This is a genomic window from Klebsiella sp. BIGb0407, assembly GCF_024807845.1.
Lineage (GTDB): Bacteria > Pseudomonadota > Gammaproteobacteria > Enterobacterales > Enterobacteriaceae > JGM124.
This window is the reverse complement of sequence record NZ_JANUEQ010000001.1, coordinates 625,224-647,255: the sequence shown is the minus strand read 5'-3', so window position 1 is coordinate 647,255 and position 22,032 is coordinate 625,224. Positions and strand designations below refer to the sequence as shown.

Annotated in this window: 23 protein-coding genes; 12 read left to right on the top strand and 11 right to left on the bottom strand. The window is 48.3% G+C overall.

Annotated features, from left to right (window positions below):
• Positions 1 to 111 precede the first annotated feature (111 nt).
• Complete coding sequence (gene pspF, locus M2387_RS03115; protein ID WP_259047097.1) at positions 112 to 1,134, bottom strand: phage shock protein operon transcriptional activator; 1,023 nt, start codon at positions 1,132 to 1,134, stop codon at positions 112 to 114.
• Positions 1,135 to 1,318: 184 nt separating this feature from the next.
• Here pspF and pspA point away from each other — a divergent pair, with 184 nt between their 5' ends.
• From pspA to tyrR, 6 genes are all read left to right on the top strand, one after another.
• The gene (gene pspA / locus M2387_RS03110) at positions 1,319 to 1,987 is read left to right on the top strand and encodes a phage shock protein PspA (RefSeq protein WP_259047096.1); all 669 of its coding nucleotides are present in this window, start codon (positions 1,319 to 1,321) and stop codon (positions 1,985 to 1,987) included.
• Positions 1,988 to 2,052: 65 nt separating this feature from the next.
• Positions 2,053 to 2,277 carry an envelope stress response membrane protein PspB gene (gene pspB / locus M2387_RS03105; RefSeq protein WP_259047095.1) on the top strand — a complete coding sequence of 75 codons (225 nt, stop codon included), beginning with the start codon at positions 2,053 to 2,055 and terminating at the stop codon, positions 2,275 to 2,277.
• The gene (gene pspC, locus M2387_RS03100; protein WP_259047094.1) at positions 2,277 to 2,636 is read left to right on the top strand and encodes an envelope stress response membrane protein PspC; all 360 of its coding nucleotides are present in this window, start codon (positions 2,277 to 2,279) and stop codon (positions 2,634 to 2,636) included. The genes pspB and pspC overlap by 1 nt, the downstream gene beginning before the upstream one ends.
• A 147-nt stretch (positions 2,637 to 2,783) precedes the next feature.
• Entirely contained in the window at positions 2,784 to 4,181 is a 1,398-nt protein-coding gene (locus M2387_RS03095) for a YcjX family GTP-binding protein (protein ID WP_259047093.1), read from the top strand.
• The gene (locus tag M2387_RS03090) at positions 4,178 to 5,257 is read left to right on the top strand and encodes a YcjF family protein (RefSeq protein ID WP_259047091.1); all 1,080 of its coding nucleotides are present in this window, start codon (positions 4,178 to 4,180) and stop codon (positions 5,255 to 5,257) included. Before M2387_RS03095 ends, M2387_RS03090 begins: the two co-directional genes overlap by 4 nt.
• A 140-nt stretch (positions 5,258 to 5,397) precedes the next feature.
• Complete coding sequence (tyrR, locus tag M2387_RS03085; protein WP_259047089.1) at positions 5,398 to 6,960, top strand: transcriptional regulator TyrR; 1,563 nt, start codon at positions 5,398 to 5,400, stop codon at positions 6,958 to 6,960.
• A gap of 115 nt (positions 6,961 to 7,075) precedes the next feature.
• Here the strand turns inward: tyrR and tpx are convergent, their stop codons facing one another.
• Positions 7,076 to 7,582, bottom strand: a complete 507-nt coding sequence (gene tpx / locus M2387_RS03080; protein ID WP_259047087.1) for a thiol peroxidase — start codon at positions 7,580 to 7,582, stop codon at positions 7,076 to 7,078.
• Positions 7,583 to 7,695: 113 nt separating this feature from the next.
• Between tpx and ycjG the strand changes: the two genes are divergently transcribed.
• The gene (ycjG, locus tag M2387_RS03075) at positions 7,696 to 8,661 is read left to right on the top strand and encodes an L-Ala-D/L-Glu epimerase (RefSeq protein ID WP_259047085.1); all 966 of its coding nucleotides are present in this window, start codon (positions 7,696 to 7,698) and stop codon (positions 8,659 to 8,661) included.
• On the opposite strand, the gene mpaA is transcribed toward ycjG, so the two are convergent.
• Positions 8,658 to 9,368: a murein tripeptide amidase MpaA gene (gene mpaA / locus M2387_RS03070; RefSeq protein ID WP_259047083.1), complete on the bottom strand. Its 711-nt coding sequence runs from the start codon at positions 9,366 to 9,368 to the stop codon at positions 8,658 to 8,660. The genes ycjG and mpaA overlap by 4 nt on opposite strands.
• A gap of 347 nt (positions 9,369 to 9,715) precedes the next feature.
• Between mpaA and M2387_RS03065 the strand changes: the two genes are divergently transcribed.
• Entirely contained in the window at positions 9,716 to 11,338 is a 1,623-nt protein-coding gene (locus M2387_RS03065; RefSeq protein ID WP_259048268.1) for a peptide ABC transporter substrate-binding protein, read from the top strand.
• A gap of 344 nt (positions 11,339 to 11,682) precedes the next feature.
• Here the strand turns inward: M2387_RS03065 and M2387_RS03060 are convergent, their stop codons facing one another.
• Positions 11,683 to 11,865, bottom strand: coding sequence for a hypothetical protein (locus M2387_RS03060; protein WP_259047081.1), 183 nt, complete (start codon positions 11,863 to 11,865; stop codon positions 11,683 to 11,685).
• 214 nt (positions 11,866 to 12,079) lie between these two features.
• On the opposite strand from M2387_RS03060, the gene M2387_RS03055 reads away from it, so the two are divergent.
• Both M2387_RS03055 and M2387_RS03050 read left to right on the top strand, forming a co-directional pair.
• On the top strand, positions 12,080 to 14,395 hold the full coding sequence (locus M2387_RS03055; protein ID WP_259047079.1) for an FdhF/YdeP family oxidoreductase: 2,316 nt from the start codon (positions 12,080 to 12,082) through the stop codon (positions 14,393 to 14,395).
• Positions 14,396 to 14,542: 147 nt separating this feature from the next.
• The gene (locus M2387_RS03050) at positions 14,543 to 15,040 is read left to right on the top strand and encodes an Lrp/AsnC family transcriptional regulator (protein ID WP_259047078.1); all 498 of its coding nucleotides are present in this window, start codon (positions 14,543 to 14,545) and stop codon (positions 15,038 to 15,040) included.
• Positions 15,041 to 15,047: 7 nt separating this feature from the next.
• Here the strand turns inward: M2387_RS03050 and M2387_RS03045 are convergent, their stop codons facing one another.
• From M2387_RS03045 to M2387_RS03035, 3 genes are all read right to left on the bottom strand, one after another.
• Entirely contained in the window at positions 15,048 to 15,896 is an 849-nt protein-coding gene (locus M2387_RS03045) for an EamA family transporter (protein ID WP_259047076.1), read from the bottom strand.
• Positions 15,897 to 16,139: 243 nt separating this feature from the next.
• Complete coding sequence (locus tag M2387_RS03040; RefSeq protein ID WP_259047074.1) at positions 16,140 to 16,379, bottom strand: DUF4060 family protein; 240 nt, start codon at positions 16,377 to 16,379, stop codon at positions 16,140 to 16,142.
• Between the two features lie 320 nt (positions 16,380 to 16,699).
• The gene (locus M2387_RS03035) at positions 16,700 to 17,104 is read right to left on the bottom strand and encodes a cell envelope integrity TolA C-terminal domain-containing protein (protein ID WP_259047072.1); all 405 of its coding nucleotides are present in this window, start codon (positions 17,102 to 17,104) and stop codon (positions 16,700 to 16,702) included.
• A gap of 137 nt (positions 17,105 to 17,241) precedes the next feature.
• Between M2387_RS03035 and M2387_RS03030 the strand changes: the two genes are divergently transcribed.
• Together M2387_RS03030 and M2387_RS03025 are read left to right on the top strand one after the other, a co-directional pair.
• A complete protein-coding gene (locus tag M2387_RS03030) occupies positions 17,242 to 17,574 on the top strand; it encodes a hypothetical protein (protein ID WP_259047070.1) in 333 nt (110 codons plus the stop codon).
• A 110-nt stretch (positions 17,575 to 17,684) separates the two neighbouring features.
• A complete protein-coding gene (locus tag M2387_RS03025) occupies positions 17,685 to 17,930 on the top strand; it encodes a hypothetical protein (protein ID WP_259047068.1) in 246 nt (81 codons plus the stop codon).
• A gap of 11 nt (positions 17,931 to 17,941) precedes the next feature.
• On the opposite strand, the gene M2387_RS03020 is transcribed toward M2387_RS03025, so the two are convergent.
• From M2387_RS03020 to eitA, 4 genes are read right to left on the bottom strand one after another with little or no spacing between them, the layout of a single operon-like run.
• On the bottom strand, positions 17,942 to 19,162 hold the full coding sequence (locus M2387_RS03020; RefSeq protein ID WP_259047067.1) for an MDR family MFS transporter: 1,221 nt from the start codon (positions 19,160 to 19,162) through the stop codon (positions 17,942 to 17,944).
• Positions 19,163 to 19,175: 13 nt separating this feature from the next.
• Positions 19,176 to 19,937 (bottom strand): siderophore ABC transporter ATP-binding protein EitC, encoded by a 762-nt coding sequence (eitC, locus tag M2387_RS03015; protein WP_259047065.1) that lies wholly within the window; start codon positions 19,935 to 19,937, stop codon positions 19,176 to 19,178.
• Complete coding sequence (locus M2387_RS03010) at positions 19,937 to 20,974, bottom strand: FecCD family ABC transporter permease (RefSeq protein WP_259047064.1); 1,038 nt, start codon at positions 20,972 to 20,974, stop codon at positions 19,937 to 19,939. The genes eitC and M2387_RS03010 overlap by 1 nt, the downstream gene beginning before the upstream one ends.
• A complete protein-coding gene (eitA, locus tag M2387_RS03005; protein ID WP_259047063.1) occupies positions 20,974 to 21,972 on the bottom strand; it encodes a siderophore ABC transporter substrate-binding protein EitA in 999 nt (332 codons plus the stop codon). Before eitA ends, M2387_RS03010 begins: the two co-directional genes overlap by 1 nt.
• Positions 21,973 to 22,032 lie beyond the last annotated feature (60 nt).

The window sequence follows — 22,032 nt, the reverse complement described above, 5'->3', positions numbered from 1 at the left end:
GGATTTGTGCTTTATCAGGTGATAAGCCAAATTGTATCTTACTCTGGCCTGGTTCCCAAAATTCCTGTCAATAAAGCAATGTAATCTTAAATATCAATTGAAAAGTGCTGGTTATTTAAGCTGCTCCGGATTCAAATGATGCTTTTTCATCATCGCCCGTAACTGATGATAGGTGATCCCTAATAGTTCAGCGGCGCGGCGCTGATTAAATAAAGCCTGCTCTAAACTTTGTTTTAATAGTACCCGTTCTTGCTGATGCTGAAACTGACGCAAATCCACAGGCAGTTGTGGCACTGAGGTATCCTGAGAATCTGCTATTTGTCCCGGTTGCACCGGAAACAGGGGACGCAGACGCGCGGAGACACTGGCAAAGGGGTCAAGAATAATGTTGTCCAGAACCTCTTCACTGTTCCCGTGACGGTACACCGAACGTTCCACCACATTTTTTAACTCGCGAATATTTCCGGGCCAGGAATGGTTTAACAGAGTCTGGCTTGCCTGTTCACTGAAACCAGGAAAGTACGGCAGATTTAATTCGCGGCACATCTGAATAGCAAAATGTTCTGCCAGCAACAGAATGTCTGACCGCCGTTCGCTTAGCGAAGGAAGCATAACGACATCGAACGCCAGCCTGTCGAGCAAATCAGCACGAAACTTTCCTTGCCGGGCTAGTAAGGGGAGATCTGCGTTGGTCGCGCAGACTAAACGGACATTAACCTGGAGTGGCTGGCTGCCTCCGACCCGTTCAAGCTCACCATACTCCACGACGCGTAATAATTTTTCCTGTACCAGCATCGGGGCGGTGGCCAGCTCATCAAGAAATAACGTGCCACCTTCAGCGCGTTCAAAACGACCCTGATGCCGTTTTTGTGCGCCGGTAAACGCGCCTGCCTCATGGCCGAATAACTCCGTATCCAGCAGATTCTCGTTCAGTGCGGCACAGTTGAGCGAAATAAAAGGGCCCTGCCAGCGGGAAGATAAAAAATGCAGGCGACTGGCAATCAATTCTTTACCGGTGCCGCGTTCGCCAATCACCAGTACGGGTTTATTGAGTGGCGCAAGGTCGGAAACTTGCTCCAGAACTTCCAGGAAGCTATTCGCTTCACCTATCAGATTATCTTTTACCTGTCGCATAGTTAAATTAACCAATAGTTAGTTATATTGACCTACTCTATCAGTTTCCTGAAAAGGGTCAAATTTAACTTTTTGTTTAAAATCATATATATGAAAAATTGGCACAGTCTTTGCTTTATCTATGTCATGTAGTTCATAAGTGAACTGATGACCGATAAATAAGACAGATTAAGGAGATAACACCATGGGTATATTTTCTCGCTTTGCCGATATTGTGAATGCCAACATCAATACTTTGCTGGAAAAAGCAGAAGATCCACAAAAATTGGTCCGCCTGATGATTCAGGAAATGGAAGATACCTTAGTGGAAGTGCGTTCCACATCCGCCAAAGCGCTGGCTGAGAAGAAACAGCTAGTCCGCCGGGTGGAACAAGCTCTGACTCAGCAACTTGAGTGGCAGGACAAAGCAGAACTGGCATTACGTAAAGACAAGGAAGATCTGGCCCGTGCCGCACTGATTGAAAAACAGAAACTGACGGATTTAATCGCCGTGCTTGAACAGGAAGTCAGTCAGGTTGATGAAACGTTAGCGCGAATGAAACTGGAAATTGGTGAGCTTGAGAATAAACTAACTGAAACACGCGCACGCCAGCAAGCGTTAAGCTTACGCCACCAGGCCGCATCTTCTTCTCGCGATGTGCGTCGTCATTTAGACAATGGCAAACTGGATCAGGCGATGGCCCGTTTCGAATCATTTGAACGCCGTATTGACCAGATGGAATCGGAAGCAGAAAGCCAGCGGTTTGGTAAACCGACTTCACTGGATACCCAGTTTGCTGAACTCAAAGCAGATGATGAAATTAGTGCTCAGATAGCTGCGCTGAAAGCTAAAATGAATGCTGATCGCGACTAATGATGCCGTTCACTCAGTCTGACGGTGACGCGCATTACCGTCAGACTGACAAGTAAGGAGTACTTATGACCGCGCTTTTTCTTGCGATACCAACGACAATATTTTTGCTTTTTGTTGCTCCTCTATGGCTCTGGCTGCATTACAGTAATCGCTCTGCCGGAAGTCAGCTGTCTTCCGGAGAACGACAAAAACTGGCTCAGTTAACTGATGAAGCACGCCAAATGCAGGAGCGTATTCAGTCCCTGGAGCAAATCCTTGATACCGAACATACAGGCTGGAGGAATAATTGATGAGAACATCCGTTCAAGGCCGAAAGCTATGGCGTATCCCGGAAGAGGGAAAAATTAAAGGCGTCTGTGCCGGTATTGCCCGGTATTTCGATGTCCCGGTAAAACTGGTACGGCTGATTACTATTCTGGCCTTCTTTCTCGGATTCGCGTTTTTTGTCATCGTCGGATACATAGCGCTGACATTTTTACTTGACCCGATGCCCGCGGGTAGCGAGCAGCAAAAGAGTCACCCCAGTGCCCGTGATTTATTAAACGCTACGGACAGAGAACTGGCTGCCGGGGAGCAGAGACTGAGAGCGATGGAGCGTTATGTGACTTCTGACACTTACACGTTACGCAGTAATTTTCGTAAACTCTGAATATTCCGGAAATAGCGCGTCAGCGTAACTGGTTGGCGCGTTGCCCCTTTTTAATTCGTTCTCCTTAATTAATCTCATGGTTGCCAGACACAGCTTTGATTACTATTAATAACCTGAAGATTTATTCTTTTGATAACCAGGATAGCGATGAACCGAATTAAAAACGAACTCAGTGCCTGGGTTAACCGTGGAGTTGACCGGCATTTACGCCTGGCGGTGACGGGGCTAAGTCGTAGCGGTAAAACGGCTTTCATTACCTCGTTAGTCAACCAGTTATTAAATACCCATACCGGCGCTCGCCTGCCACTACTCAGTGCCGCACGGGAAGGGCGTCTGCTTGGGGTCAAGCGTGTGGCCCAGCGTGACTTTGGTTTACAGCGTTTCACCTATGACCAGGGATTAGCTCAGCTCTACGGCTCCCCTCCATCCTGGCCGACAGCCACACGCGGTGTGAGTGAAATGCGGCTTGCAATACGTTATCGCTCGGCCAACAGCATGTTGCGTCATATAAAAGAGACGTCAACGCTGTATCTGGAAATCGTCGATTATCCCGGTGAGTGGCTGCTTGATTTACCTATGCTGGCTCAGGATTATTTAAGCTGGTCGCGACAAATGACCGAAATGATCCAGGGGGCGCGCGTTGAGTGGAGTGCCGAGTGGCGTTCACGCTGTGCGAAACTGGATCCTTTTGCGCCCGCCGATGAAGGCCTGCTGGCATCAATTGCTGAAGCCTGGACCGATTACCTCCAGGTTTGCAAAAATGAAGGCCTGCACTTTATTCAGCCGGGAAGGTTTATTTTGCCCGGTGATTTAGCCGGGGCCCCAGTACTACAATTTTTCCCCTGGCCGGATATCGATCAGATTGGGGAAGCAAAACTGGCCCAGGCTGATAAAAATACTAATTTTGGTATGTTAAATGCCCGCTTTAATTACTATTGCGACAAGGTGGTTAAAGGATTCTATAAAGATCATTTTGTCCGTTTTGACCGACAAATTGTTCTGGTGGACTGCTTGCAACCGCTTAACAGCGGGCCTCAGGCATTCAATGATATGCGGCTGGCATTGAGCCAGTTGATGCAAAGTTTTCATTACGGCCAGCGGACCTTGTTTCGACGCCTGTTTTCACCGGTTATCGATAAACTGCTGTTTGCGGCGACCAAGGCCGATCATGTGACCGCAGATCAGCATGGCAATCTGGTTTCACTGCTTCAGCAGCTGGTACAAGAGGCGCGACAGCATGCGGCATTCGAAGGGATCGGCATGGATTGTATGGGGCTTGCTTCGGTACAGGCAACACAAAGTGGCATAGTGACCGTCGACGGAGAGAAAGTCCCCGCATTACGGGGTGAACGACTCTCTGATGGTATGCCATTAACCGTGTATCCCGGTGATGTTCCCCCCCGTTTGCCTGGGGCCGACTTCTGGCAAGCTCAGCAATTCCAGTTTGAGGAGTTTCGCCCTCAGACCATGGCATTGGATGCTCCGTTGCCGCATATCCGTCTGGATGCCGCCCTGGAATTTTTAATCGGAGATAAGTTGCGATGAGTCAGCCTATTAAACCGCGTATTGACTTCCCTGTGACTCAAAATGTCGAGCCAGTGGTAAGTGGAAAAACTGCCCGCACATTTAGCGAGCAGGAGTCAGAATATTTTACCGCCGAACAACTTCAGGCAGATGCAGATAAACACCCGAGTGAAGACATCGTTGTTAACGCACTACGGCCAAAACGAAGCCTCTGGCGACGCCTGGTGGCCTGTGGCCTGGTATTATTTGGCCTGAGTGTTATCGCTCAGGGTGGACAATGGGTGTACCGCGCCTGGGAGACTCAGGACTGGATTGCTCTGAGTGCAGGTGCTGCGGGCGGCCTGATCGTTATTGCCGGTGTGGGTTCAGTGGTCAGTGAGTGGCGTCGACTGTGGCGTTTGCGTCAGCGAGCGGATGAAAGAGACGAGGCGCGTGAACTGCTGGATAGCCAGGGGATCGGAAAAGGGCGTCAGTTTTGCGAAAAACTGGCGCAGCAGGCGGGGTTGGATCAGGGGCATCCGGCTTTACAGCGCTGGCAGAGCGCTCTGCATGAAACACATAATGACCGTGAGGTCGTGACACTTTATGCCCAGTGGGTTCAGCCGGTACTTGACGAACAGGCTCGCAGGGAAATTAGTCGTTCCGCTGCGGCATCTGCGGTGATGATTGCTGTCAGTCCGTTAGCGCTGGTGGACATGGCATTTATTGCCTGGCGTAATATCCGCCTGATTAATCGTATCGCTGCGCTGTATGGCATTGAGCTGGGTTATTTCAGCCGAATTCGCTTGTTCCGCATGGTGCTGGTAAATATTGCGGTTGCCGGTGCCAGTGAATTTGTAGCTGATGCCGGGATGGATCTGATGTCCCAGGATATCACTGCGCGGCTGTCAACCCGGGCAGCCCAGGGGCTGGGCGTCGGGCTGCTAACGGCCCGTCTTGGGATCAAGGCTATGGAACTATGCCGTCCACTACCCTGGCTTGAAAATGATAAACCGCGCATGGGCGATTTCCGTAAACAGCTTCTGGGGCAGATAAAAGAAACATTTAGCAAGACGAAGGTTAAAGAACCGGTGGAAGCAGAAAAGATTCCTCGCTAAACAAGCATAGGTTTTTGTAATGGATGCGTTCATTTCCAGTCTGCTGTCAACAATTCATGACACGCCGCTTTTTGCGCGGCGTGAACTGGAGTATTATCAGTTAATCCAAACTATTTTTAGTATGAAATAAGGTCACCTGCATGCGTCTGGAAGTTTTTTGTCAGGATCGTCTTGGTTTAACTCGTGAGTTACTTGATTTGTTAGTGCTGCGCAGTATTGATCTCCGCGGCATTGAAATTGATCCGATTGGGCGTATCTACCTTAATTTCTCGACCCTTGATTTTGAATCTTTCAGCCGTTTAATGGCTGAAATTCGCCGTATTCCTGGTGTGACTGATGTCCGCACCAGTGCCTGGATGCCGTCGGAACTGGAACACCGGGCTCTGAGTGCATTGCTGGAAGCACTACCAGAGCCAGTATTATCTCTGGATTTAAAAAGTCGTATTGAACGCGCTAACCCGGCGAGTTGCACTCTTTTTGGTCAGTCGGAAGAGCGTCTGTGTAGTAGCCAGATAACAACCCTGATCCATGATTTTAACTTTCCCCGCTGGCTGGAAAGCTCCCCGCAAGAGTCTCATACCGAACACCAGATAATTAACGGTCAGCATTTTCTGATGGAGATTACCCCGGTTAATCTTGAGGACGAAGCCGGAGTACCAGTATTGATAGGTGCCGTGGTAATGCTACGTTCCACAGTGCGAATGGGGCGTCAGCTTCAGACTCTGTCCCACTACGATATGGATGCTTTTAATCAAATCGTTGCCGTAAGTCCAAAAATGCGTCATATCGTTGAGCAGGCACGCAAACTGGCGTTGCTGAATGCACCGCTCCTGATTATCGGTGATACCGGTACCGGAAAAGACTTATTTGCACATGCCTGTCACAAAAGTGGCCCCCGGGCACAAAAACCTTTCCTGGCACTCAACTGTGGTTCCATTCCGGATGATGTGATTGAAAGTGAACTGTTTGGTCATGCTGCGGGAGCCTATGCTAACGCGCTTGAAGGTAAAAAAGGCTTTTTTGAACAGGCCAGTGGCGGTTCCGTCTTGCTCGATGAAATCGGCGAAATGTCACCCCGTATGCAGACTAAATTACTGCGTTTTCTGAATGACGGCACCTTCCGTCGCGTCGGCGAAGATCATGAGGTCAATGTTGATGTTCGCGTGATTTGTGCCACGCAAAAAAATCTGGTTGAGTTGGTGCAAAAAGGGCTATTTCGTGAAGACTTGTACTATCGACTCAATGTATTAACGCTGGTGCTACCGCCTCTGCGTGACTGTCCGCAAGATATCATGCCGCTGACTGAGCTTTTTGTGGCTCGCTTTGCCGATGAGCAAGGTGTTGAACGTCCTAAACTGGCCAATGATTTGAGCAGCGTGCTCACCCAGTATGGCTGGCCGGGTAACGTTCGCCAGTTAAAAAACACGCTTTATCGCGCACTGACTCAATTGAATGGTTATGAATTACGTACCCAGGATATTGTTTTACCTGACTTTGATGCGGCACAGATTGCAGTTGGTGAAGAGGCAGTGCAAGGATCGCTGGATGAAATCATTGGCAGATTTGAACGTTCTGTCCTCACGCAGCTTTATCGCAGTTATCCCAGCACGCGTAAACTGGCAAAACGGTTAGGCGTCTCACACACTGCGGTAGCAAACAAATTGCGTGAATATGGGCTGAGCCAGAAAAAAACAGAAGAGTAATATATCCGTCATACTTAACGTTTTTTGGTACAGACTGATGATGCAAAAAGGGGCGAAATAAATTTCGCCCCTTTTGTCAGCAATGAGATGCCCCGTCAATACGGGGCATTTTGCTTTATGCTTTCAGCGCTTCCAGAGCCGCTGCATAGTCAGGCTCAGTCGTGATTTCATTCACTAACTCGCTGAAAATAACTTCGTCTTGCTCATTTAATACCACGACTGCGCGAGCAGTCAGGCCTTTCAGCGCGCTGTCTTCCAGGCTTACACCGTAGGTCTGCTGGAAATCAGGATGGCGCAGAGTCGAGAGTGTAACCACGTTGCTCAGGCCTTCAGCGCCGCAGAAGCGGGACTGAGCGAAAGGCAGGTCAGCAGAAATACACAGAACAATGGTATTATCCAGTTCGGTAGCCAGCTGATTAAATTTACGTACTGATGCCGCACAAACGCCGGTATCAATGCTTGGGAAAATGTTCAAGACTTTACGTTTTCCGGCATACTGGCTCAGAGCAACGTCGGAAAGATCTTTGGCGACCAGGGTAAAGGGAGCGGCTTTGCTTCCTGTTTGTGGGATCTGACCAGAAACTTTTACCGGGTTACCTTGAAAATGAACTGTTTGTGACATGTCAACTTTTCCTTTTACATTGAATTAACACCTGAGGCAGTGTATTCCAGGATTAAGTGAATGAATATAAAAACTTCGGCCATGTGCCATTTTTTCCGCTCAAAAGAGGGCGTATGAGAACAATCAATTGTTATCCGCAAGGTTTTCCACTGCATACCCCTTTTGTTATCGCTCGGGGTGTAAGAAATGAGGCTCGGGTTGTCGTAGTAGAAATTACCGAAAACGGCCTGTCCGGTATCGGAGAGTGCACGCCTTATCCCCGATACGGAGAGAGCGAGCAGGGGGTACTGGACCAGATTAAACGCGTTATTCCGGCACTTGAACAAGGAATGAATCGCGAACAGTTACAAACGCTATTGCCCGCGGGTGCAGCACGTAATGCGCTAGACAGTGCGTTATGGAGTCTGGAAGCCGCGAAGGCGGGAACAAATATCGCCTCGTTACTGGCCGTCAATTTACCCTCACAGCTTAATACCGCCCAGACAGTCAGTATTGGCAGCCCGGAACAGATGGCTTCAGCGGCAGCCCGGTTATGGGAAAAAGGCGCCTCATTACTGAAGATTAAACTGGATAACCATCAGGTAAACGAACGTATCACAGCTATTCGTGCAGCTGTTCCTGAGGCAACCCTGATAGTGGATGCGAATGAGTCCTGGGAACCTGAAGGATTAGAGGAACGTTGTCAGCGGCTGGCTGAATTAAACGTGGCCATGCTGGAACAACCTCTGCCTGCGCAACAGGACGAAGCCCTGGATCTGTTTATCCACCCACTGCCGATTTGTGCCGATGAAAGCTGCCATACCCGTGCCAGCCTCCCCGATCTGGTCGGGCGCTATGAGATGGTGAATATTAAGCTGGATAAAACCGGGGGATTGACTGAGGCCTTACTGCTGGCCTACGCTGCTCGCGAGCAGGGTTTTACGATTATGGTCGGTTGCATGCTCTGTAGCTCTCGCGCAATTAATGCGGTACTGCCTCTTGCAGTCAGTGCGCGTTTTGCCGACCTTGATGGCCCAACCTGGCTGAAAAATGATGTACAGCCAGGCCTGGCATTTTCCTGTGGCAGGGTCACGCTTTAACTGTCTGACCAGCGCAGCAGATCTATCATGGCATCGAGATAACGCTCACTGGCATCATCGGCAGAAACTGGAGGGAACTCGGCCGTGATACAGGGTAAGTCCTGTTCAGCACACCAGCTTCCAAAGGAGCCTGGTGTGGCATAACCGACGTCAGTCACCAACGGTAACTGAAAGCTCGTAGCAAGCCATTGCCCAAGCGTAGAATGCCGGGGATCGTCAATACAGCCGAGAGGGTCATGAAACGAAACAATCCATGCGGGTTGTAAGTTTTCAATTAACTGACACAGGGCTTGTGTCTCCGGTTCGGAGGCCGGTGTCTGGCCGGTAGAGAGAATGACATCCCGCTCCGTGGCCTGACTATTCCAGCGGTAAACCGTTTCCCCTGACTGCCAGTTAGTACTGGCGAAATTACGATTCAGATCAACACCATTAGCGTTGGCGCGTAGCCCGAGCTGACAGCCATCAGGATTTACAGCCAGCACCACATGATGATGAGGCGTGCCGGGCTTGAGCGTGCGTAATGCACAAGAGAGCGTCACCATCGCTGCATTCTCATCGCCGTGAGTGCCGGCAATAATAAGCCCTGGATTATCGCTGACGGCTGTTGCCGGGAAATAGAGTAACGGCGCACCTAATACCGAGCTTCCATACTGTTTATAGTCTGCATGAAAATGGCCGCGTTGGTGGCGTGGTCGGGTGAGAGGCATAATCGTCCTTATTGATAACCAGCTGATGTGTCATATCTGTATCATGTTTTACCAGAAAAGTGACGAGAGCAAGTCAAGGATACCGAAAATCAATCTATTTATACCCGTCATACTTCAAGTTGCCTGGGCGTTGCCTTCGTTCAAAGAGCCGAATCACATAGTTTGTCTATGCTCATCACCTCTTTGAACTCTGCGCCTACAAGCAACTCGAATTATTTAGGGTATATACTGTTTTACTCTGGCTATTTTCCGAGATGTGACAGTTTCCCTGGAATTAAAATAACAAATCACGGTACATTAACTCACACTTAATTTTTGCGCATAACTATGATACGGATAGAAAAATGATGAAAATAACCCTTCGGTTTAGTTGTTGTGCACTGGCTTTGGCTGCGTTTATTCAGCAAGCTCAGGCGGCAGATGTTCCTCCCGGAACCCAGCTTGCGAAACAGCAAGAATTAGTTCGCCATATTAAAGATGAACCCGCAAGCCTTGATCCCGCTAAAATTGTGGGTCTGCCTGAAATTCAGGTAATACGTGATTTGTTTGAAGGTCTGACGAATCAAACAGAGAAAGGGGAGATTGTGCCGGGTGTAGCTTCACGCTGGCAAAGCAATGATAACCGCACGTGGATTTTCACCTTACGCGATGATGCGCGCTGGTCTGATGGCACCCCACTGACCGCACAGGATTTTGTCTATAGCTGGCAGCGGCTCGTGGACCCCGCTACTACGTCATCCTTTGCCTGGTTTGCTGCACTTGCGGGTATCCAGAATGCTCAGGCTATTATCGATGGTAAAATGCCTGCGGATAAACTGGGTGTGACCGCCGTTGATGATAAAACCCTGCAAATTCAGCTTGATAAACCGGTTCCTTACTTTCCAAGTCTGACCGTCAATGCTTCTCTCTATCCTGTGCCTCGCCATGTGATTGAGCAGTATGGCGCCGAGTGGACCAAGCCCGGAAAACTGGTGGGTAACGGGGCTTACACCTTGCAGGATCGCGTTGTTAATGAAAAATTAGTGGCCGTACGTAATGCTAATTACTGGGACAACGATAAAACGGTACTGAATAAAGTCACCTTTGTTCCTGTTAATCAGGAGTCGGCTGCCACAAAACGCTACCTGGCTGGGGATATCGATATTACCGAGTCGTTCCCGAAAGCGATGTATCAGAAACTTAAGCAAGATATTCCTGGCGAAGTGTATACCCCGCCGCAGCTCGGCACCTATTACTATGCGTTCAATACCGAGAAAGGGCCAACGGCAGATGTCAGGGTTCGTCAGGCATTAAATATGACGATTGATCGCCGGTTAATGGCGGATAAAGTGCTCGGCACGGGTGAAAAACCGGCCTGGCACTTTACGCCTGAAGTCACCGCCGGTTTTACACCGGAGCCTTCACCCTTTGAAAATTTGAGCCAGGAAGAGCTTAATTCTCAGGCGAAGATGCTGCTGCGTGCCGCAGGTTATGGTCCGGAAAAACCGCTGGATCTGACTCTGCTGTATAACACCTCAGAGAACCATCAGAAAATAGCTATTGCCATCGCCGCAATGTGGAAGAAAAACCTGGGCGTAGACGTTAAGTTGCAAAACCAGGAGTGGAAAACTTATATCGATAGCCGTAATACCGGTAATTTTGACGTTATCCGGGCATCCTGGGTTGGGGATTATAACGAACCTTCAACTTTCTTAACCCTGCTTGGGTCGACTCATAGCGGTAACATTTCACGCTTTAAATCAGACGCCTACGACAAAATACTGAACCAGGCCGCGATTGAAACTACCGCTAAGGCGCGTAATCAAGACTACAATCTGGCGGAGAAAATATTGCTGGAACAGGCACCGATTGCGCCAATTTATCAATATACCAATGGGCGACTGATTAAGCCCTGGCTAAAAGGCTACCCGATTAACAACCCAGAAGATATCGCCTATAGCCGGACGATGTATATCGTTGAACATAAATAGAATACCGGTTGTAGCTTAACGTAGTGAAATCCAATAATGGCGCGAGCGATCGCGCCATTATCTATGAGGTGCTGTAAACATGGATATTTGCGAGAGAAGCGCAGCTGCCGTCCTGGTTCATATCTCTGGCAAGCGGGAAGCAAATCATACTGATGCAACTCGGCAAGTGTACCCAGCCGCTAATCTCCCAAATAATACGACTATAATCGACGACATAATTTTTATTGTTATCTAAAAACTATATAAATTTATTCTGAACCTCATCAAGAAAGCCAATCGTTATATATTAAATTACACAACGATTAGGGGCTTTAGCCGTTTCCACTCAACAAAAATAGATATTTTTAATCGGTATGTGAGTTTTCACATTCCAGTTTCAGTCTTTGCATCGCCTCTTCTGGCATCGGAGCCGTCATCATTAACTGATATTTATAGCAAGAGGGTGTTAATTCCGTCTGTTTTGGTCGCTCACTGGAATGACAACCCGTCAGCATAGCGATGATAGCTGCCATAAGTATCCGTAGCATGCTTGCTCCTCATTAATTATCACTGCGCGGCTTAGTATTATACCTGAGTGATATCTTCAGTTGGGAAGTTGATCTCATTTACCTGTTCTGTCAAAAATAAAAATATTACCCTGCAAAACCCATGGTTTTGGATATAGTATTAAACAGAGAAGTATTTTTGCGTACATAGCATGTCGTTAGTTTACTCACTTAATTATAAAATTAAGGAAGCAGAATGAATAAGAAAATAGAAAACTATACCGGTCCTGCCGGGGGATGGGGAGCGCTCAAAGCCGTTGCAGAAGCGATTCGCGGACAGATGAATGAAGGGCATGATCTGATTGCCATGTTCGAAATGAATAAGCCTCAAGGGTTTGACTGCCCTGGCTGTGCCTGGCCTGATCCTAAGCACAGCGCATCATTCGACATGTGTGAGAATGGTGCAAAGGCGATGGCGTGGGAAAGCACCAAAAAGAGAACCACCCCCGAGTTTCTGGCGAAACATACGGTGACCGAACTGCTGTCCTGGAATGATTATGATTTAGAGAATGAAGGGCGCTTAACACATCCATTAAAGTACAACCAGCAGACCGACAATTACGAAGAAATCAGCTGGGAAGACGCCTTTAGCCAAATTGGTCAGCAACTGGCAAGTTTTGACGATCCGAATGTTGTGGAATTTTATACCTCGGGAAGAACCTCGAACGAGGCGGCATTTCTCTATCAGCTTTTTGCCCGTGAATATGGCACCAATAATTTCCCGGACTGCTCGAATATGTGTCATGAACCGACAAGTGTGGGTCTTGCCGCAGCAATAGGGATCGGTAAGGGTACGGTGCTGTTAGAAGACTTCGATAAAGCAGACCTGGTTATCTGTATTGGCCATAATCCAGGAACCAACCACCCGCGAATGCTAACCTCATTACGCGAGGTGTCTAAGCGTGGCGCTAAGATAATCGCCATTAATCCGCTGAAAGAAAGAGGATTAGAGCGTTTTACTGCCCCGCAGGACCCGGTTGAAATGCTGACGTTAGAGTCAACTCAATTAGCGAGTGACTACTATAAAGTCCGCATTGGCGGTGATACCGCGTTAATCAAAGGGATAATGAAAACACTGATTGGCTGGGATGATATTGCTCAGCAAGATGGTAAGCCTGCATTGTTAGACTACGCCTTCATTCAAGAGCATACCGCGGGCTTTGAAGCGCTTAAACAGGATGTACAGAACACTTCCTGGGAAGATATCGTTAAGCACAGCGGTATCACTCAGCAGGATATTGAGCAGATTGCTGCTTCGTATGCCGAAGCCAAGAGTACGATTATCTGCTATGGCATGGGGATCACCCAGCACCAGCATGGTACGCAAAATATTCAGCAACTGGTCAACTTGCTGCTGCTTAAAGGGAATATCGGTCGTGAAGGTGCCGGAATTTGCCCTCTGCGCGGTCACTCCAATGTGCAGGGCGATCGTACCGTAGGCATTACTGAAAAACCGAGTAAGTCATTTCTACAGAAACTTGAAGCACGATTTGGGTTTACTCCGCCAGATAAATTCGGTCATGCGGCGGTAGCCAGTATGCAGGCCATATCGGAAGGCCGTTCAAAAGCGTTAATTTGCATGGGGGGGAATCTGGCGGTAGCCATGCCGGATCAGGACGCCTGCTTTAGTGGCATGAAAAAACTCGACCTTGCAGTGCATTTGGGTACCAAGTTAAACCGTTCTCATCTGTTAACCGCGCGTAATACCTTCCTGTTTCCCGTCTTAGGCCGGACTGAACGCGATACGCAAAAAAGTGGTGAACAAGCGATAACCGTCGAAGACTCCATGTCGATGGTACATGCTTCACGCGGTATGCTGGAGCCCGCCAGCCCTTACCTTAAGTCTGAGTGTGCGATTGTCGCGGGCCTTGCTCAAGCCACACTGCCGAATACCAAAGTGGACTGGCAGGCAATGGTGGATGACTACAATCAGATACGCGATGCGATGGAAGCGGTGTTAAGCGGGTTTGATAATTACAATGAAAGGATCCTTCACCCAGGTGGTTTTCATTTAACTAATTCGGCGTCAGAACGCAAATGGGTCACCGCGTCGGGGAAAGCCAACTTCTTCACCACGGCAGGTTTACTTGAAGATCCTGAATCGGCCAATGCCAGTGAGCTGGTGTTAGCCACGGTACGTAGTCATGACCAGTACAACACCACCATTTATGGTTTAAACGATCGCTATCGTGGTATTTTTGGCCAGCGTGACGTCTTATTTATCAGCCAGGATGAAGCGGATAAACAGAAACTGGTGGCGGGTGATAGGGTTAACGTGATTGCCCTGGATAAACAACAGAATAAAACGCACCGTCGGGTCGATAATCTTCAGATAGTTATTCACGATATGGCCTCTCGCTGTGTGGCAACCTATTTTCCTGAATCAAATAACCTGATAGCACTGAATAATTTTGACCCACAAAGCGGTATTCCGGCGTATAAAAATATTCCGGTTGCACTAGAAATTAGCCAGCGCGTCGGCGATAACAATGCGTCTTCCATGACAGAGTAATCAGTAATATAAGGATCCCTGTCTGGCAGGGATCCTTATTCCGGACCTTATATTTTACTCCCGCAATACTGGCTGTGTTTCTGCCGTGACAGAACTGTTAAATATGACTATTCTTGTGCGAATTCTTTCTCACTCTTTGAGAATTCGATGAGTAAAAAAAGCAAAACCAGTGAACTCGATCGTTTTGACCTCGCTATTCTGGACATCCTCCAGAACAATAACAGACTGCCACACGCGGCAATTGCCGAGAAGGTAGGATTATCCACACCCTCAGTTCAGCGCCGTATTAGCAGGCTGGAAGAAAAGGGCGTTATCAGAGCAAGCGTAGCATTGCTAGAACCCACATTAGTGGGTAACCCTGTAACAGCAGTTATCGAATCTCGTCTGGTTGAAGACCGCAGTATTGTGATGGACAGAGCAAAACGTTATTTCCGCAACGTTGATGAGATCCAGCAGTGTTACTTCGTCAATGGCGGCGTTTCTTTTATTATTATTATGATTTCTCGTGATTTACGGCATTTTGAACAACTGATAAGGCAGCATTTTGCCGATAATCAGGACATTCTGACCTACCGAACCTTAATCGTGCTGGATCAGGTTAAATCGAGCCTGAATATTCCTCTTTTTGCGCTGGATGATGAATAAAGAGTCATCAGGAACGTCTTGCTGGTCTGGAATACAGGGCACAACCTGCACAGGCAGCCATAACTGACATCACACCGCCACACTGAAGTAGCGTCAATTTTTCATGCAGCACAAACCATCCAGCGATAGCGCTGACGACAGGCGAGCCGCTGAGTAATACGCCAAACACGCGTGGTGGAAGCCAGCGCATGGCGTACATATCCAGCAGAAAAGGCAGCATACTGGATAGAATGGCGACACCGAGACCGGTTAATAAAATCGCGGGCTCAAGCAATGTCATTCCAGCCTGAGCTATACCCAGGGGAACGGCAATCACTGCGGCGACCAGCATGCCTGCAGCAACCGATTTTCCGCCCCCCAGCGATATACCTTTGCCAACGATAACGTAAAGCCCCCAAAAAAATGCCGCTGCAAGAGAATACCCCACACCAGTAAGACTGATATTCCCGTCGACGTCTCCTGCGGCAAGTAAAAACAGTCCTAGCGCTGAAAGACCTATCCATAACAGATCGGATTTTTTCCGCGACGTTATCAGCGCAGCAATAAGCGGCCCCATCACTTCTATTGAAATGGCGATACTGACGGGAATATAAGCAAATGCCCGGTAAATAAGCAGATTCATTAGCGCCAGAATAACGCCATACAGAAAGAGCGAAGGCCAGGAAATATTGCCACGTAATAATGTCCATGGTCGAAAAATAACCAATAAAATAATAGCGGCTATGCCGATACGTAAAGCCGCTACACCTTCACTGCCCACGACGGGAAAGAGTGTTTTAGCAAAGGCGGCGCCAGTTTGTACGAATATCATTCCGGAAAAAGCGGCAAGAAACGAGAGATTCTGGTGTTCAGACATGGTTTTCACGAGAGAGAAAAGGGTGACTAAAAGAGTACTTCATCGGGGGTAAGTATTTTTCTCGATAATTATCGCGATATTAAGTTTTTTACTGTTTTTACTGGGGCTGAATGAAGTAAATACTTTTGCAGCCGGTATCAGGGGACTTTATCCGTATCAACAACGTGAGTTTTCGGTGCGTTATTTTAGATACCCGGGCATCAGTGATTACCCGGGCCGTATTGTCTGAAATATTTATGAAAGTTAACGAGTATAGGCGGGCAGGTTCTGGAGTTTACGGAATTCGTTCATTGCTGTGGCAACGTAACTGGATGTTCGGTTGATCACTTCAACGGTTATTTTCTCGCCGTCGACCGATACGGTGTAGTTTGTTCTCGACTTCTGTCTGCCATAATTTCCGTACTTTGCATGGTGAGTTGCCAGAGCGGCATCACATGCCCGACTTCCTGCTGATGAGTGTTTACTACGATTAATCAGTTTCATAACGTCACCTTATGGAGATTATTCATCGGCGATAACTTCAGGACGTATATCAATCAGAGTAATGGAAAACAGATCATACAATTCATTATAAATATGACGGTTTGATGTAATTCTCCGTGTAAAGACGGAAAATTGTTTCGCTGCGGTGAGAACGGTTAATCACAGCGCTGGGTTGGTGAAAAATTAGACTCTTTAAAACCAGACAGATAGGTTTCATGTCTGCCTGACATTATGTAGTCCCGGCCCGGATACTTTATTCATACCCGAACATCTCACTACCCATTATTTACTCCAGTAAGATAATATTATCAATAGCATTGTTATTTATAGGGTATAAAGTCAACCGTCATATTACTGAATTTCTGCCACGTTTGTTCGTCTGGTGCTTCAGGAATTTTTGCCTGATAGATAGCGGAGATAAACGTTTTGCAAAAAGCTGCATCACCTTTCTCAACGGTAGTACTTTCCACCCTTCCACTACGTTTTAGCTTGAGCTGAACGGTACAGGACTTTCCCTTATATTTTGTCGGGTAGCCAAGCTGTGCGTCTATGGCTCGTTTTACCTGTAACCCGTAGCTTGGTTTCGTTTCCACTTGAAGATCGTTGAACAGGGAATCCATCTCACCTGAGGTATTCTGCGTTCCCGCTAACGAGGATGTGCTCCAGGCAGTCAGTAACACAGGAATAAAAAGTACCAGGGGTAAACTCTTTTTCAATGACAGCATCTATGTTCCTTATCCTTGCTGAAAATGAATCCTTTGTAACGGAAATAAGTGCGGAGTAGTATCATCGCTATTGTGCTACCCGGCACCAGAGACTATTCAGTGTACGAAAATACACCTCGCTAACAAGGGAGATATTAATGTCTGACGTAAAAAACTACCTCATCCCACTTAATGGCATTTCGCCAGAAGATAATTTTGCATTAAAAACCCTATTCGAAGTTCACTCAAAACTATTTGATGGGGCGATTCTCTCTGTCTATGGGGGGGATGTTCGCTATGCCGTGGTAGAGGGAAGCTTTGCCATTACGAGTCTATCCGACGGGCAGATAACCTGGTCCTGTCAGGTCAATTATTTCGCGCCATGTCATGACCAGAATGATTTTTTCCAAACTCAGGGCAGTGCTAATTATGAGGTGGCAGGAGAAAATATTGTCCTTAAACTCGATGAAACATTATGGAATGTCGATTAATGGAGCGGATTCATCTTCTCTAGCTTTACTCTTCAATTCCTGACAACGAAGAAACATTTTCGACTACCGGTTGTCAGACAGTCCGATGGGTTCAGTGAGTGAGTATACGAATGAAAAGATTGGTCATAAAAAAATTTATCGGCAACAATTTGGACGAAGAAACAACGGTTCCGGTAATGTTTATCTCTCTCTTGCATGGCTTATTACCGAGCTCTGCATTAGAGGGACTCACACAAAATGGTTTTAATTTTGATCAGATTCTAGCCTGCGCCAGAAATAACGCGCACTATCGTGCAGAAACGACGGTTGAAGAGAACGGGATAAAAAAACGTATCGAACTCTTCATTAAAGAGTAATCACTGCCATTTTACCTTACCGGGCGGTAGAGAAAATAAAATGCTATGGCACTTAAAAATGGAAAGACTGCCAGTTGTAACCAGGGAATGAAAGCATCAGGTGAGGGGGTCAGTGCTTTGTCCAGTTGGGATCCTAACAGCAAGTTACCCGCTAATACGGCAACCCCTCCCGCTGTCGATAGCGCACCATAATGTGCGCCAAGTGTAGTCTTATCGGCAAAATCAGGGATCAAGTCTTTGGCTGAAGGAACAAGTAGCATCTGACTGATTGTCAGCAGCGTAACAAAACAGGCCGCAGGCAGTAAGCGTAGCCAGGAGTCATCAGGCTCTTGAGTGGCAAACAGCGCCACGCTGAGAAAAGACGCAGACAGCAGAATAAACCCGGCAGGCATTATCCGGGCCGCGCCTATTCGCCGGGCGAAGCGGGCCAGCGGAAGTTGAAACAGAATAATCAGTACCGATGCCAGTATAAACAGAGGACCTAAATCTTTTTCACTGCCACCCGAACGGGTAATTTCTACCGGAAGTGCCAGATACAACTGGTTATAACTCAGTAACCATGAACTGTAGGCGATGATAAAAACGACAAAGCGAGGCTGCCGAAAAGTTGTCCACCATGGGGCAATATGCAGTGACTGATGACGAGGCGAATCAGGTGGCAGGCATAAATACAGCACGCCAAGTGCAATGATAAATATTACTGCGCCCGCCAGCGCTATCTCACGAAAACCAAATCCTGTCAGTAACGCTCCTGCCGCAGGGCCAATGACTGCGCCGAGTTCGCCGCAAACGGCAAACAGAGCAAACCACTCGGAACGACTCCTTTTCCCCCGGGCTTCACTATCGGTGCCCGCTTTTGCTAACAGGGCTTCAATGGATGGCGAGAACAGAGCGCCGCCCACGCCGGTCAGGCAGGCTCCGAGGATAATAGGGGGGAGACTTTCACCCAGGGCAAGCAGAAGGTAGCCTGCGACACGGATAACGCAGCCGCACAGAATAACAATCCGGGCACCAAAGCTATCTGAAAGCGCACCGCCGATGATAAACATCCCTTGCTGGGAAAAAGTTCTCAGACCGAGGATCAGACCAATCATAGCTCCAGAGAGCAACATATCATCACGCAGAAAAATCGCCAGAAAGGGAATAACGGCGTAAAAACCAATATTAAAGACAAACTGGCTGCCCAGTAACACCGGCGGCCAGAGTTCAGTGGCAGGACGCAGAAATTTCATTCGTGAACCGGATTCAAATAAGGTAGTGAATATGTTTTTTGCCGTGAAATTCAGAAATCTCAATTCTGGTTTTCACCCGGAAAACATCCCAGAGCAGGGTTTCGGTTAAGATCTCTTCCGGGGAACCGGAGGCTATCACTTGCCCTTGCTGCATCACTATTAAGGCATCACAGAACATGGCAGCATGATTAAGATCATGAATAGCCACAATACTTGTTACGGGCAGCTCACTGATAAGCTTCATCAGCTGTATCTGATGGTGGATGTCCAGGTGGTTAGTCGGTTCATCCAGCAAAATTTCACTGGGTACTTGTGCCAGCGCTCTGGCAATATGTACACGCTGACGTTCCCCACCAGATAGACTGAGCCAGCCCTGGTCAGATTTATCAAGCATATCAACCCGTCCCAGCGCAGAATTAACGGTCTCGTCGTCAAAACTTGTCCAACCAGAAAACGCCGTATGGTGGGGGATCCGCCCTAACTTGACTACGTCACGAACCCGCATGTTCGATTCAGTCATACCATGTTGCTCGACAAACGCGATACGTCGGGCCAGCTGTTTCCTGGCCAGTCGGGCGATGGGTTTTCCATCCAGCGAAACAGTCCCGGCATGGGGACGTCGCAGACCCGCCAGAACACGTAACAGAGAAGACTTTCCTGAACCGTTAGGCCCCAGCAAACCCACAGTTTGTCCCTGAGAGATGGACAGTGAAACATTATTGACGATGACTTTCTTACCGACCTTCCAGGTGATATTTTCAGCGGTAATACTCATCACTTATTCCTTGAACGATAGATAATGACAGCAAAGAACGGCACCCCGACCAACGCCGTGACCACGCCAACGGGTAAGGTCTGCGGGGCTATCAGCATTCTGGATGCGATATCAGCCAGCACCATTAAAATTGCCCCTGCCAGGGCACTGGCGATGAGTAGGGTGCGGTGAAGCGGGCCAAAAAAGAAACGCATCATATGGGGTACGACTAGCCCGACAAAACCAATCGAGCCGGCCATACTGACAATAGTCGCGGTTATCAGCGCCGTGGTGGTGAATAAAATCAAACGCACCCAGGTAACACTGATACCTAATGAGGCAGCCGCATCATCACCAAAGGTGAAGGCATCCAGGGCGCGCGAGTAGTAGAGGCAAACAGCCAGCCCAAGCGCTACAACCACTAATGCCAGCTGAAACTCAGGCCAGCGTACACCGCTGAAGCTACCCAACAACCAGAACATCACATCACGCGCCTGCTGAGCGCTGGCAGAGGTACTTATGGTATAGGCGGTAATCGCATTAAACAGCTGTGATGCTGCTACCCCGGCTAAAATAGTGCGTTCGTTGCCGCCGCGTGCACCATTAGTCAGTAAGGTCACAAAAGCAAAGGCGGCAAATGCACCGGCAAAGGCTCCGGCAGAGAGAGAAACAGCGCCAGTACCTATACCGAGAACCACGACTGAAACCGCACCTGTCGATGCGCCTGCTGAGACACCGAGTACATAAGGTTCTGCCAGGGCATTCTTCAGCAAGCTTTGTAGTACGGCACCGCATATAGCGAGTCCTGCACCACAGCAAGCAGCAACCAGCGCCCGGCTAAGACGAAAATCCCAGATAACGCTTTCGTAGATACGGCTAAGGGGAACCTCGGTAAATCCTAATCTGTTGGTCAGCGCATAAAACACGCTTGTTAACGGAATAGACAGTTCACCGACGCTGACGCCGATAGCAATCACGGCCAACAGTACGATAAAGGCTATCAGCGCCGACGTTGTTAGCAGCAAACCTTGCCGGGTCTGTTTAACGGCATGGGTCATCAGTTAAAATCCATCTCTCTGAGCTGTTTTGCAACCTGTTCAGCTCCGTAAATAGTACGAATAGTCGGGTTCATCGCCTGGCCGTCCATGACCACAATATGTCCCTTTTTAACCGCGTCCAGCTGACTTACTGCCGGGTCGCTTTTCAGGAATTTAATTTTTTCTTCCGCGCTATCCAGAGCCCAGCGATTACGGTCAAGACTGGAAACCACTATCACGCTGGGGTTAGCTGCAATAATGCTTTCCCAGCCAACGGTAGGCCATTCAGTTTCCGAGGTGATGGCATTATGCCCGCCCAGAGTATCGGCAATAAAACCGGAGGCGCTATTTTTACCCCCGACATAGACATCGGAAGAGGGGGATGAACTGGAAAACCAGAAGACAAAAGCGTTATTTTGTTTGTTCTGGCTAAATTCTTTTCGCAGGTTACTTTCACGCTGTTTAAAATCAGCTATCAGCGCATTTCCGCGATCTTCAACATTAAAAATAGTGGCTAAATCACTGATTTCTTTGTACAGGAAAGACATGTCCCACAGTTTCTGGCGACTACCATACATATCGCCGACTGACTTCTTAGTGGCACACATTCCCGGAGACATATAGCTATTAACGCCAAGGGTCGCTAGATCTTCCCGTTTGGCAACTTTACTCTCAGGCCCGAGTAATAACGGCAACTGGGCAGGGATAAAATCGGGGTTCTGCGCAAGAATAGATTCGAGAGTCGGGATTTCAACCGTCAGGGTTTTGATTTTTTCATTTTGTTTAGCTAGCGCCGGAAGCACCTTCGTTGGCCAGAACGCGCTGGCCACGACTTTGTCTTCAAGGCCCAGCAGCATGAGAATTTCTGCCGTATTTTGTCCCAGGGCAACAACCCGCTCAGGTGCTTTTGTGAAGGTTTCCTGGTAGCCACAATTCTCAATAGTGACAGGGTAGGTGGTGGCAAATGCAGAGCTGACCGCGGTCAATGTCAGTCCTAAGGCACAGATAACCTTTTTCATATGGTACTACCCTTTATGCGAATGAGAGGTGACCCTGTAACAGGGAATAATGTAAATGAG

Bases quoted from the DNA above. Each gene is read 5' to 3' on its own strand.
- M2387_RS03035 (WP_259047072.1), bottom strand. From the start codon at position 17,104: ATGCTGTCATTGAAAAAGAGTTTACCCCTGGTACTTTTTATTCCTGTG.
- M2387_RS03010 (WP_259047064.1), bottom strand. From the start codon at position 20,974: ATGACCCATGCCGTTAAACAGACCCGGCAAGGTTTGCTGCTAACAACG.
- pspF (WP_259047097.1), bottom strand. From the start codon at position 1,134: ATGCGACAGGTAAAAGATAATCTGATAGGTGAAGCGAATAGCTTCCTG.
- pspC (WP_259047094.1), top strand. From the start codon at position 2,277: ATGAGAACATCCGTTCAAGGCCGAAAGCTATGGCGTATCCCGGAAGAG.
- ycjG (WP_259047085.1), top strand. From the start codon at position 7,696: ATGAGAACAATCAATTGTTATCCGCAAGGTTTTCCACTGCATACCCCT.
- tpx (WP_259047087.1), bottom strand. From the start codon at position 7,582: ATGTCACAAACAGTTCATTTTCAAGGTAACCCGGTAAAAGTTTCTGGT.
- M2387_RS03090 (WP_259047091.1), top strand. From the start codon at position 4,178: ATGAGTCAGCCTATTAAACCGCGTATTGACTTCCCTGTGACTCAAAAT.
- M2387_RS03025 (WP_259047068.1), top strand. From the start codon at position 17,685: ATGAAAAGATTGGTCATAAAAAAATTTATCGGCAACAATTTGGACGAA.
- tyrR (WP_259047089.1), top strand. From the start codon at position 5,398: ATGCGTCTGGAAGTTTTTTGTCAGGATCGTCTTGGTTTAACTCGTGAG.
- M2387_RS03030 (WP_259047070.1), top strand. From the start codon at position 17,242: ATGTCTGACGTAAAAAACTACCTCATCCCACTTAATGGCATTTCGCCA.
- M2387_RS03055 (WP_259047079.1), top strand. From the start codon at position 12,080: ATGAATAAGAAAATAGAAAACTATACCGGTCCTGCCGGGGGATGGGGA.
- pspB (WP_259047095.1), top strand. From the start codon at position 2,053: ATGACCGCGCTTTTTCTTGCGATACCAACGACAATATTTTTGCTTTTT.
- M2387_RS03045 (WP_259047076.1), bottom strand. From the start codon at position 15,896: ATGTCTGAACACCAGAATCTCTCGTTTCTTGCCGCTTTTTCCGGAATG.
- M2387_RS03060 (WP_259047081.1), bottom strand. From the start codon at position 11,865: ATGCTACGGATACTTATGGCAGCTATCATCGCTATGCTGACGGGTTGT.
- mpaA (WP_259047083.1), bottom strand. From the start codon at position 9,368: ATGCCTCTCACCCGACCACGCCACCAACGCGGCCATTTTCATGCAGAC.
- M2387_RS03095 (WP_259047093.1), top strand. From the start codon at position 2,784: ATGAACCGAATTAAAAACGAACTCAGTGCCTGGGTTAACCGTGGAGTT.
- eitC (WP_259047065.1), bottom strand. From the start codon at position 19,937: ATGAGTATTACCGCTGAAAATATCACCTGGAAGGTCGGTAAGAAAGTC.
- M2387_RS03040 (WP_259047074.1), bottom strand. From the start codon at position 16,379: ATGAAACTGATTAATCGTAGTAAACACTCATCAGCAGGAAGTCGGGCA.
- pspA (WP_259047096.1), top strand. From the start codon at position 1,319: ATGGGTATATTTTCTCGCTTTGCCGATATTGTGAATGCCAACATCAAT.
- M2387_RS03065 (WP_259048268.1), top strand. From the start codon at position 9,716: ATGAAAATAACCCTTCGGTTTAGTTGTTGTGCACTGGCTTTGGCTGCG.
- M2387_RS03020 (WP_259047067.1), bottom strand. From the start codon at position 19,162: ATGAAATTTCTGCGTCCTGCCACTGAACTCTGGCCGCCGGTGTTACTG.
- eitA (WP_259047063.1), bottom strand. From the start codon at position 21,972: ATGAAAAAGGTTATCTGTGCCTTAGGACTGACATTGACCGCGGTCAGC.
- M2387_RS03050 (WP_259047078.1), top strand. From the start codon at position 14,543: ATGAGTAAAAAAAGCAAAACCAGTGAACTCGATCGTTTTGACCTCGCT.